Annotated in this window: 6 protein-coding genes and 1 pseudogene; 5 read left to right on the top strand and 2 right to left on the bottom strand. The window is 58.7% G+C overall.

Going from position 1 to position 11,618, the window contains the following annotated elements; genetic code table 11:
• Positions 1–588: 588 nt before the first annotated feature.
• Positions 589–1,452, bottom strand: coding sequence for a transglutaminase family protein (locus IVA87_RS19120; RefSeq protein ID WP_247334578.1), 864 nt, complete (start codon positions 1,450–1,452; stop codon positions 589–591).
• A 1,453-nt stretch (positions 1,453–2,905) separates the two neighbouring features.
• Positions 2,906–3,220 (bottom strand): hypothetical protein, encoded by a 315-nt coding sequence (locus IVA87_RS19115; RefSeq protein WP_247334577.1) that lies wholly within the window; start codon positions 3,218–3,220, stop codon positions 2,906–2,908.
• A 1,007-nt stretch (positions 3,221–4,227) separates the two neighbouring features.
• On the opposite strand from IVA87_RS19115, the gene IVA87_RS19105 reads away from it, so the two are divergent.
• The 5 genes and pseudogenes from IVA87_RS19105 to IVA87_RS19085 all read left to right on the top strand — a co-directional run bounded on the left by IVA87_RS19105 (position 4,228) and on the right by IVA87_RS19085 (position 10,761).
• Entirely contained in the window at positions 4,228–5,412 is a 1,185-nt protein-coding gene (locus IVA87_RS19105; RefSeq protein WP_247334576.1) for an HWE histidine kinase domain-containing protein, read from the top strand.
• Between the two features lie 327 nt (positions 5,413–5,739).
• Positions 5,740–7,296, top strand: a complete 1,557-nt coding sequence (locus IVA87_RS19100; protein ID WP_247334575.1) for an ISL3 family transposase — start codon at positions 5,740–5,742, stop codon at positions 7,294–7,296.
• Positions 7,297–7,526: 230 nt separating this feature from the next.
• Positions 7,527–7,936: pseudogene (locus IVA87_RS19095) on the top strand (GFA family protein).
• A 299-nt stretch (positions 7,937–8,235) separates the two neighbouring features.
• On the top strand, positions 8,236–10,014 hold the full coding sequence (locus tag IVA87_RS19090) for an adenylate/guanylate cyclase domain-containing protein (protein ID WP_247334574.1): 1,779 nt from the start codon (positions 8,236–8,238) through the stop codon (positions 10,012–10,014).
• Positions 10,015–10,296: 282 nt separating this feature from the next.
• Positions 10,297–10,761, top strand: coding sequence for an L-2-amino-thiazoline-4-carboxylic acid hydrolase (locus tag IVA87_RS19085; protein ID WP_247334572.1), 465 nt, complete (start codon positions 10,297–10,299; stop codon positions 10,759–10,761).
• The last annotated feature ends 857 nt before the right edge of the window (positions 10,762–11,618 follow it).

Raw genomic sequence — 11,618 nt, 5'->3', positions numbered from 1 at the left:
GACGGGCGCGCTTCGCGAGCGGCTTGCTACAGTCCTGCAAACAACAAGGGGGTCACTTCCTCATGTCGCTGCGGGGTCAAATCCGGACGTCGCTTGACAATTGCAGTCATTCGCTCAGGTGCGAGCCCGTCTCGGCTTGGCGGGCCTTGCGTAGAAGGGCTTCACGGTCGGCGCCAGGTGGAAGAGATCTCGCCTTCTCTCGTAAGCGCTTTGCTTCTTCAGAAAGGCGTTCTTCAAGGGACAAAATTTGCTTCACGCGGCGACGCTGCATAACAACCTCCCTCGCGCCTGCGGGTCCTAACCCCGCATGGTTCAGCGGCGATCCCAAAACGCGATCAAGTTCTCGTCTGTTCCTGACTGAATACAAATCAAAATTAGACCACTGTGAACTTCGCAGCGGCCGCGGGCCTCGGAAGCATGGCCCCAGGCCAACGGAGCTGCTCTCGTTGGGACAGTCACACGAGAGATTAAGACAGTGACACTTACCGAATCGAGTCCCTTCGAAGCTGGTATGCATTGGTCGCTATCGGCGGGGACTTTCGTTGTGCTGAATAACTCTCTCACAGACGGTGCCGGCAGTACTGCGTTCTATGGCGTGACTCGAACTTCTACGGACATCCCGGCAAAAGCGCCGGTATTACCGACGAAGCTGCCGGACACCGGAATTGTCTGCCGGATGTCGCGCGCGACCGCGATCGGAATCAAGTTGAAGCCGCCGAGGCTGCGGTTCGTCGGGTCGAAAGTGATCCATCCGGCTCCCGGGACAAAGACCTCTGCCCATGCATGGGTCGATCCTGCGTCGCTAGATCCGAGGCTTCGTTGTTCTGGATTGTAAAGATAGCCGGAGACGATCCTGGCCCCGAACCCGAGCACGCGTGCTGCTTCAGTGAACAGCACCGCGAAATCCCGGCAAGACCCCCAGCCGCGATTTAGCGTTTCCACTGGCGTCTGCGTACCCTCATCATCACGGCTCTGGTACCGGACAGCTTCGGAAACGCCGACGCTGAGGTCCTTTAGCAGCGACAGCGTGTCGGTCTGACTTCCTCGAACGAACCTTTGTGCCCAGTTTCCCAGGATTCCCTCCGAGTCCGTGAACTGGGGGAGAGCCAAGGCGCCGAGATCGGTCCATTCGCCATCAGAATAGCGGAATGGGTACGACATGGCCGAGACGGCGATGTCGAACACAGGCCACGCAACCGCGTCGAGCTGAAGCTCCGCGACGCTGGCGATCACCAGATTGGCGGCTGTCATCTGAAACGTCGCCGTTGCGATCGTATTGCCAAACACGTCGTGTGCCCAGGTCAGGTCCGCATGTGGCGTTATCGTGACGTTGCTCGAAATCAAACGAAGCTCGCGGCTTTCGCGCGGACGAAGCATCAGGCGGTGCGGCATCAGGCGCACCTGTTCGTTGAATCGATAAGTCGTCGTGTGAAGGACCTTCAGCGCAATCAACGAAAGCTCCAATCAAGGGCAGGATTGCACCAGAGTAGAAGGTGCAAATGTCGATCCAGATGGCACCCCTCAGAGGGGTCTGCGTTCCAGGCATTGTGCTTCTGCTGCCGCGCTCCAAGCTCCCGCGGCCGAGGCAGGGCCAACGTTTGCTGACCACCACACTCGCTGGTCCGAAATTCAGCGGGTGTTCGCGTCAGCTGCGCTGTCTATCGAAATGCCTGAGCATTTCGGCGGCATTTCCGAGGATCATTGCCTCTTGCATCTTTCCTGCGCATTCCGCTCCAGGTGGCATGTTGCGGGCCCTGTCGAGGGCAGCCGTTGCTTTGAGGTTCAGCCTCAAAGTTAGCGACGGCTGAGTTAGCTCCGCCGGATCGAGCGACTTGTCGGCCGGAGCCGACGGCGTGGGCCTGGCGAGGTGAACTACCATTGAACGATCATCGCAGAGACGATCAGCAGCACAAAAAAGATCGGTAGCAGCACCGGGGGGACGAGCCACTCATGAATACTGAACGCGGAAGTTCTTGACATATTGACCGGCTCTTGGTCGCGGCGGGAGCGCGATGCTCTCAGTCACCGATGATAGCCGAGGGGCGCGCGGTGATATCAGCAATATGGCGTTTCATCCTCAGAATAGCTAGGCCAGCGCAACAATTTAGGTGATCGGGCTGCGGGGTGTCGCGCGGCCGGAATTTCTGAATGCGCTCAATTCCAGCCGCTTCACGATTGTGTCGTTTGCCATGTCGCTCGAGGATCCGAATCGGGATAGCGGGAGTCTCGCGACTCTCCCCTCCCACACCACCGTACATACGGGTCCGTATACGGCGGTTCACCGGATTGAGCGCGAACGGTTTGTTTTGCGTCCGCGCCAGAGGTTCAAGATGGTGGACTCCGTCGCGTCGGCTTCGGCTCCTTTGAGCGGCGCCGTCCGGGCTTCACCCCTTCCCGCCGCTCCCAAGGCCAGTGACCTGGATTTCCGCCGCTTGGCCGGCTCGAGGTTTCCACATCCAAACGTCTTTCCAGCGTTCGGGCCTTCAGCGAAACTCGTTCCGCCTACTATGCCGTCTGCTGACTTCTCCGTCGCGATCACGAACCTTGCGGCCCGCTCAGTCCGGTCTCCCGGACACGCCGGAGATCTCCCGAGGTAAGTTCGACCGCCTTCCCTGCACGCGCGCCGGATTTACCACCCAGCCCTTCATGACTGTGGACTTTGCGACCCTTGACTCGCTCGTCCGGCTGGGTAGGCCTCGTTATCCGGTTCTTGTCCATCGGGCCGCAGGTTTGCTCCACGCTTCCTTCAGACCCCATCTCGCGATGACGCCCTTGCGCTTCACTAACCCTTCGCCGCCATCAGGCTGGGTAAAGGACTTCCACCTCCAAGCTGTCGAACATGCTCGCACACCAAGCGAAGGCCGCGGATTGCGCCGCGGCCTTTTGCGTTCGTCTCCTTAGTCTCTCAGTACCGGTCGGTACCGATTCCGACGCTTACGCCGGGAGCGCGGAAGCCGATGCCGCCACCGTCGTCATAGTGGCGCCGCTCAATGTAGCGCTCGCGAGGTGCATATCCGTAGGCATCGCTTCTTTCGCGGATGATAACATGTCGTTCGCCACGCTCGCGCCAGCAGCGACCGTCTTCGTTGCAGACCATCCGCACGTTTTGAATATTGCTCTCTGGCGTAATGGAAACCCCGCGGGCAAGCGGGGCAGCTGATGCAGCCGTCACGAGAAGCGTAGTTGCTGCGGCAGCCAAAGCGCCGGTAAAAATCTTCATGTCATATCTCCAAAGGGGAAAGAGAATTGTGTCAGTGAGCCAATAGGCTCGCGGCACGATGGTTCCCCCTGACCAGGAATAGTTGTCAGCGGGGCCGATCTGTTCGCAGACGCCCGAGGCAGGTCGACCTGGCAGAACTTCAGGGACACGATCGCGGGCTGAACGACCGCGCCGATCAAGATGATGTGCTCTGTGTCGCACAGCCAGTGGCCAGAAAGGGCTCGGTTGGCAAGAGCATCGCAGGCACCTTCCGCGAAATCACACGGGCCTGGTCGCCGTCAAAGATCGTCCTGACTAGCGTGCGCCCAAGCCACCGGCGCCGGCATTCAGATCCTCAGCCCCACCGGCCTTCTCGCAGGACACGCTTTTCGCGGGCTCCGGCATCAGCCTCGGCGACAGCCTGGATAAAAGGTTGAAGTCATGGAACAAATTCTCGTTCTGGTTGTTGTCAGAGTAATCCCCGAAAGCAGAGGGATTGAAGACGAAAAAGTCAGCAGTCAAAAATGATCAAGTCATTGTCATCACTGGCAATTTTCATGCTCCTCGGAGCCTTGGTGATCGCTTCGCCGGGTTTTGCTCCCAAAGTGCAAGCGGATGGAAGTCACGGCGCTGGCCAAAGCCGATCGGCTTGAAGGACGAGCCGTTGTCTCGAATTGCTCAACACAGGTCTGGCCGGAATTCGCCACTTCCTGTCTGCGACACGCAGGCTCTGGAGCGAAAATCGAAGAAGCTCGGCTTGTGACTGCCCGTCGATAGCCAGGCCCTGTTTGACCGTTGCCCTGAGCGATGAGCTTCGTTCAGTTTATTCGCCCCAATCAGTTCGAGTCAGAACACGCCTCATAGCGTTGAGATGAGAACTGCTCGGGCGCTGCGAATTAGCTCGCTATCCTTTATCGAAAAGCGCAGCAATGGCCGAACCGTGGCGACCGTCGGTCGCCGGGCAATCGGTCTATCGGCGTTCGCAAGCAGGGAGCTCTATCACCTCCCTCAGAGAAAGTGAGGTCGCCATGTCGAAGGATTCAACTCAGGTGCCGAACGTTCTCATCGTGGAAGACGAGATGATCCTGCGCATGCGTGCAGTCGACATCGTGGAGGATGCCGGATTCTGTCCCGTCGAGGCTGTCAATGCCGACGAGGCAATCTCGATTCTCGAATCCCGCTCGGACATCGCGCTGCTGCTCACCGATATTCAAATGCCCGGCAGCATCGACGGCCTAAAACTCGCTCATGCAGTGCACGAGCGCTGGCCCTCGATAAAGATCATATTGGTTTCCGGCCAAGTGAAGCCGTCAGAGGCGGAACGGCCAGCCAATAGCCGGTTCTTCGGCAAACCGCTCGGTGTCGAGCAAATGATAGCCGAGTTGCAGGCCATGGTCGGCGCAGGTGCGCTGAAGATTGTTCCGGCCGCAAGCGACTGGACGGCGGATGAGGCGTTTCCCGCCAAGGTTGATCCCTCATCACAATCGGCACAGGAAGCATTCCTGTCGGCCGAAAACAACAGCCTGCGCTTGCTGCTCGAACAAGCCGAGATAGATGCGCGGACCCTGATGATCCAAGCTGGGATCGACGCCGAGCAGCGAAGCGCCGCCGACAAACTGCAGAAGCTGATCCTTGGGGAGCTTCATCATCGCGTCAAGAATACACTCGCGATGGTTAGCGCGATCGCATCCCAGAGCTTTCGCGGAGCGCCGAGCATCGAGCACGGACAGAAGGCAATGGAGGGTAGGCTGCTTGCACTGGGGCGGGCGCATGATCTGCTGATGCAGGTAAGTTGGGCTGATGCGAGCCTTACTCACACACTGAGCAGTGCGACCGAGCCTTACGACAGTCCCGGAGACAGACGCTTTCATTTTAATGGACCGGATATCAGGATTACCTCCGTTGCTGTCATCGCCCTTGCAATGACGTTCAATGAGCTGTGCACCAACACGACTAAATTCGGAGCGCTGTCCGTGTCCTCAGGCCGCGTCGAGATTTCATGGGGAATCGACGAGTTGACGCAGAGACTTCGCCTTGTCTGGACAGAACGGGGAGGTCCCACGGTCGAGCCGCCAACGCGGCGAAGCTTCGGTACCCGGATGATGGGGTCTCTCGGCCAGCAATTGTCCGGTCAGGTGGGCCTCGCCTATGAACCGCACGGCTTCATTTACTCGTTGGATGTGCCGCTTAGCTCGGTCGCGGTGTCCGGTTGAAGACTGTCGCTGCAGCTCCGAAAGGCTTCATGGTTTCCGCACACAGCAAGAACTGGCGAGAAAGCGGCTTTCGTCGGCGGGCGCAGTGCTCGGATTTCGCACGGTCCAATGGAGGTTTTCCGTCTGCGATCTGCCTGGATTCCAATAGAGTGGTCCCCTGGATACCGCGAGGAGCTGTACCATCAAAAGGAAGGCATAGACATGTACCCGAGTATTGTGTGTGCTCATTTATCCTGCCAACGCTTTGGCATGTCATTTCGACCTGCGCTGACTCACGTCTGATAACTTCTTTGATAAGCTTGTGGTTCTCCAACGGGAATCAACGCCATGCGAGCCGGAATTCGAATTTCGTCGCTTGTGCCGAGCGGGTTCGTTGTTGAGAGTGTAAGTGATTCATCTGGCTTGATTATTTTAGCCGTCCGATCCGAAGTCGAAATGGCCGAGTGCCCCTTGTGCGGCTCGAGATCGCGACGAATCCATAGCCGATACGACAGGCAAGTCGCGGATTTGCCCTGTGCCGGCAAACAAATACGCCTTCGCGTGATTACGCGACGGTTTGTTTGCGAGATACCTCATTGTCGGCGGCGGATTTTCGCTGAACGATTCGGGGACAACGTTCTGCCCACCCGGTCGCGCCGGACGGCACGGCTGGAATGCATCGTTCACCATTTAGGGTTGGCACTCGGCGGCAGACCAGCAGCGAGCCTTGCCAGGCGGCTGATGCTGCCGGTCAGCCACGATACGTTGCTTCGGGTCATACGACGGCGGGCAGCCCGACGAACCGATCCTCTGAGCGTCGTCGGCGTCGACGATTGGGCCTTTCGACGCAATCGCCACTACGGAACGATTGTCTGCGATCTCGAGCGGCGGCGGATTGTAACCCTGCTTCCAGATCGCGAGGTCGCTACAGTTCGAGTATGGCTCGCTGATCATCAGGAGGTCAGGATCGTATCGCGCGACCGTGGCGGCGGTTACGGCAAGGCCTCGGCAAAGGCGCTCCCTGACGCGATACAGGTCGCCGACCGTTGGCACCTGATGGAAAACGCCAGTGCGGCCTTCCTCGACGCGGTGCGCAAGTCCATGCGCGCAATCCGGAGCGCCATTGGCTCGACGACAATCACCCCAGAGTTGCTCACTTCGGCGGAAAAACTACGATACGAGAGCTATCTGCGACGCCAGGATACGACTACGGCAATCGTGGCGCTCGCCAGGGACGGCGTTTCGATCAAGCAAATTGCCCGCCGCCTGGGTCATAGTCGCAATCTCGTTCGCCAGACGTTGCGGGGTGGGCGAGCCGACGTGTTCCAAACGCGAGCGTGTTCGCTCGACGCACGTTATCTGCTCCTTGAGAGCCTGTGGAGCAGTGGCTGTCGCAACGGCGCCGAACTCTGGCGTCGTTTGCAGGCGCAAGGGTTCCGGGGATCCCTGCGTTCGGTCGGCGAGTGGACATCACGTCGACGTCGGTCGGAAGCGGTCAGCAAACAACAGCTGCAAAGGGTGCCCTCCGCCAGATCTATCGCTCGTCTTATGACGATTAAGCGAGATTGCATCACCAAGGCTGATGCCGCGGTCGTTGCCGCAATCGAGGCTGGTGTGCCGTCCCTTCTTGAGGCCCGCACGCTCATCGACCAGTTCCACGATATGATCCGGAAAAAGGACGAGGCCAAACTCGATTCCTGGATCGCGAACGCAAAAGCAAGCCTCGTCTCATCCTTCGCGACAGGAGTCCTCAAGGACACCGCTGCTGTGCGCGCGGCAATCACGCACCCTTGGTCAAACGGCCAAGTCGAAGGGCAGATTACGAAACTCAAACTCGTCAAACGGCAAATGTATGGGCGCGCGAAAATTGACCTTCTCGAAGCACGGTTGCTCGGTGCAGCATGATCCGCGTCGCCGTCATCGAATTTGCGTCAGAGCCCCGATTGGATGCCGATCACCCCGAAAACGGGGTCCTTATTCCATGCCGAAACACAGGTCTTCCAAAAGAGGCTATTTTGTTACGTGACGCATGCGACCCTTGCTTCGGTCGCGCGGACTTTGCTCCTCCGTCCCAGCCTGCGTCTCATCCCCCACATTCCGACGTAACCTCACCGAGAAAGACGGGAGACGATCACATGGGTAACGCCCAATGCCTTTGCGGCGCTCTTTCACTGAAGTTGCGAGAAACGTCAAAGTTGATTGTCGCTTGTCACTGTCTCGCCTGCCAGCGACGAACCGGTTCGCCATTCGGCCTCGGCGTTTTCCATCCGATTGACACCGTCGAGATCTCGGGAACAGCTACGGAGTTCATTCACGTCGGCGAGAGCGGCGGTAAGGTGCGATGCTATTTTTGTCCTACATGCGGCTCGACGGTCTATTGGAGGCCCGACGTCTTGCCATCTCTAATCGGCGTCGCAGTTGGCCGCTCGGCGACCCTGGCTTTCCGGGTCCCACCCTTTCGATATTCGAGCGGTCGAAGCATCACTGGGTCCATGTTGATGAGGCAGTCGAGCATTTCCAAGAAAGCGGGCGGCAGAAATCGTGACGGCCGGCCTTCCTTCAGAAGCGGACGCTCGGTCCGACACGCCGATTCGGCTGCATCGGGTCAAAGTGCGAACAACTCACGTTGAGCACATCTGGACCGTTCTGCTGTGATGAGCGGACCTTCGTCAAACCCGGCGCAACTTCGCAGACGGGCCAAAAGCTGACTTCCATGACCCGCACTAGGTCCAGCGGGTGAGGCCACGACACCTGATCAAGCTAGGTCGCCGAGCAGACGATAGGCCGGCGAGCCGTACACCGCAGCTACGGTTTGGTGTAGAATGCCCGCACAGAGGGACCGCCATGGCCAATCCTGAGCAGGGTCGCATCGAGCGCCGATTAGCCGCCATCCTGACCGCCGACATCGCCGGTTACAGCCGGCTGATGGGCGCCGACGAGTCCGGCACCGCGCGGGTGCTCCGTGAACATCGGCAGGCAATCGATCCCATCGTGGCGAGCCATGGAGGTCGCATCGTCAAGAGCATGGGGGACGGTCTCCTCGTGGAGTTTCCTTCCATTGTGGCCGCGGTCGAGTGCGCCGTCGCGGTTCAGAATGTCATGGCGGAACGGAACGTTGACGTTCCGCAGGATCGGCGGATGCTATTCCGAATTGGTATCAACCTTGGCGACGTGCTGATCGATGGCGACGATATCCTTGGTGATGGCGTCAATATCGCCGCCCGTCTCGAAGGCATTGCAGAGCCGGGTGGCATCTACATCTCCCACGCCGCGTATCAGCAGGTGTGCGACAAGTTAGATATGATGTTCGAGGATATAGGCGAGCAACAGCTAAAGAATATCGCACGTCCTGTGAGAGTGTACCGAGTGCAGCGCGTCGGTGCGGCAGCAAGATCACTATCGGCATTGCCGCCTCCAGAGAAGTCGTCCATCGCCGTACTTCCATTCCAGAACATGAGCGGTGATCCCGCGCAGGACTATTTTTCCGATGGGATTACCGAAGACATCATTACCGAGTTGTCGCGGTTCCGATCGTTGTTCGTGGTCGCCCGCAACTCATCGTTCTCGCTGCGCGGCAAGAAAGTCGACGTCATTGAAGTCGGCCGCCGGCTCGGTGTTCGATATGTGGTTGAAGGCAGTGTTCGCAAAGCCGAGAAACAGATACGAGTGACCGTCCAGCTTCTTGATGCAGCGAGTGGCAAACACCTCTGGGGCGAGCGCTATGACCGCAAGCTTGAGGATATCTTCATCGTCCAGGATGAGATCACCCGAACCGTTGTCGCGACCTTGCCGGGCCGGCTCGAGAACGCCGACCGCGATCTCGCCAAGCGCAAGCAAACTTCGAACATCACGGCATACGATCTGGTCTTGCTCGGGAACGAGCGGTGGCGGCGGCTGACGCGGAAAGACCTGGCGGAGGCGCTGGATCATTTCCGCAGCGCTGTCGCGCTCGACCCATATTATGCGCGCGCCCATGCGAACGTGGCCTGGACCCATGTCTGCAACGTGTTTCTGGAGGCGGAGGATGCATCCTCGTTGGACGAGGCGCTGCGACATGTCCAGATAGCGCTTGACATCGACGACAGCGATGCCTGGTCTCATGGTGTCTTCGGACAGTTGCTGTTCCTGCTCAAGAGGGATGACGAGGCTGAAATCCACCTCAAGCGCGCGCTCGCCTTCAATCCTAACGACGCGGATGTCGCCGCCGTCTTCGCCAATATTCTCGTCTACTGGGGAAGGTGGCGAGAGGCGCTAACGTGGATCGACACAGCCAAGCGTCTCAACCCACTACCGCCCAATCTCTACCATTGGTACCACGCGCTTGCTCTCTATTCCGCACGCGAATATACGCAAGCGATTGGAGCGCTTAGGGAGATGCGGTCCCTCGACCGCTGGTCGCATGGGCTCTTGGCCGCCTGCTATGCGCAGATCGAACGGCGCGACGAAGCCCGGTCCGAACTAGATGCGTTTATCGGCGAATGGGAGCGCGAATTGAGTGCGCGGGGCGAAGTGCTGCCGCGGTCCCATCTCGATCTTGCGCTGTCGCGGGCCGATAGATACCGGAATCCTTCGGACCGCGAACACTTTCTTGAGGGTTTGAGGAAGGCGGGTTTGACGGGTTGATTGTTCCTCCTAAACATGGCGAGCCGAAAAGTTCGCCAAGCCGGCCGACGAGGTGATGGCACCACGTCTCTTATAGGTCAAACTGCGAAGAACTCCGGTTGAGCAAATCCCGTCCGCTCGGCCACCATGAGCCGACCTCAGTGCTCGACGAGTTGACTTCGCTAATGGGCCAGGAGCTGCCCCTTCTTGATGGTGAAAGCTCAACATCGTGCCCGTCCGTGATAAGTTCGACTCGGAGCCAGGGCGGTCCGGGCACAACCGGCACGCTAGAGGAGGCGACGTATGGGCATCCCCGTCATAGAACAGGTCAAAATACAGGCTCAGGTCTTAGTTCCTCTCGTCCAGGCCCTTCAGGCGGAATTGGGCAAGGAACGCGCGAACGCACTTGTCCGCAAGGCTCTAGGCGACGTTTATCGCCGCCTCGGCGAACAGTGGTGGCGCGCGAAAGAATCCACGCACGTGGGAGAGAACACGGCGTTGGCGTTTGCCTCGTTCGCCGAAGGCGACGCCGTTGAATACAACGTTCGCGCGCAATCGCAAGATACCTATGAGATCGATGTCACTGGATGCCGGTACGCACAGTTCTACAAGGAGTTGGGTGAGCCTGAGCTTGGATTCTTGCTGGTCTGCAGCTCGGACTTCCCGTTCGCCGAGGGTTTTGGCCCCGACATAAAGCTCACCCGCACACAGACCATCATGCAGGGCGCGAGCCACTGCGATTTTCGCTACAGGCGACAGAAAGACTGATTGTCGCATTCGGGTCAAAGTGCGAACAACTCACGTCGAGCAAATCTGGACCGCTCTGCTGTGATGAGCGGACCTCTGTCAAACCCGGCGCAACTTCGCAGACGGGCCAATTGCAAAAGTGATCAGCTTCATTGTAGGTTTAGATGACTCCCGCTCGGCGCATTCGATCCAGATGGATAAAAGAAAGAAATTTCTATCCGACTTGGCTGATCGCCTACTTCTGACCGCGCCGATCGGACTGCCCGGTCGCCATCGACGGCATCGACGGGGCAGGAAAGACCACATTCGCTGATGAACTCGGAAACCTCGGCGTCTAAGGGGCGGCCTGTCATTCGAGCATCCGTAGACGGTTTTCATAACCCCAAGGCGGTCAGACATAGGCGTGGGCGACACTTTCCGGAAGGCTTTTTCGAGGACTCCTACGATTACTCGGCGTTGAAGCAATATCTGCTGGACCCGCTAGGCCCCGGGAGTTCTCGGATATATCGTCGAGCCTTCTTCGATCATGTGACCGACGACATCGTACCTGCCATCGATCTGGAGGCACTGCCGTCATCCATTTTGCTGATAGACGGCATCTTTCTGCATCGGCCCGAACTGCTCACCTATTGGGATGCTTCAGTCTTCCTCCGAACGGACTTTTCGGTGTCCGCTTCGCGGTGCGCCTCGCGCGATGGCTCGTCGCCTGACCCTGCGGCTCCATCGAACCGACGCTTCGTTGAGGGACAGCGGCTCTATCTTCGGAACTGCCAACCGGATGTGTTTCGGCATGGAATAAGGACCCCGTTTTCGGGGTGATCGGCATCCAATCGGGACCCCGGGATAAGGGTCCACAGTGGCTTCCATCGAGTCATGGA

The sequence above is a fragment of the Bradyrhizobium sp. 147 genome (assembly GCF_023073935.1).
Taxonomy (GTDB): Bacteria; Pseudomonadota; Alphaproteobacteria; order Rhizobiales; family Xanthobacteraceae; genus Bradyrhizobium.
The sequence above is the reverse complement of the archived record's forward strand: the minus strand, read 5'-3'. Positions and strand labels throughout refer to the sequence as shown.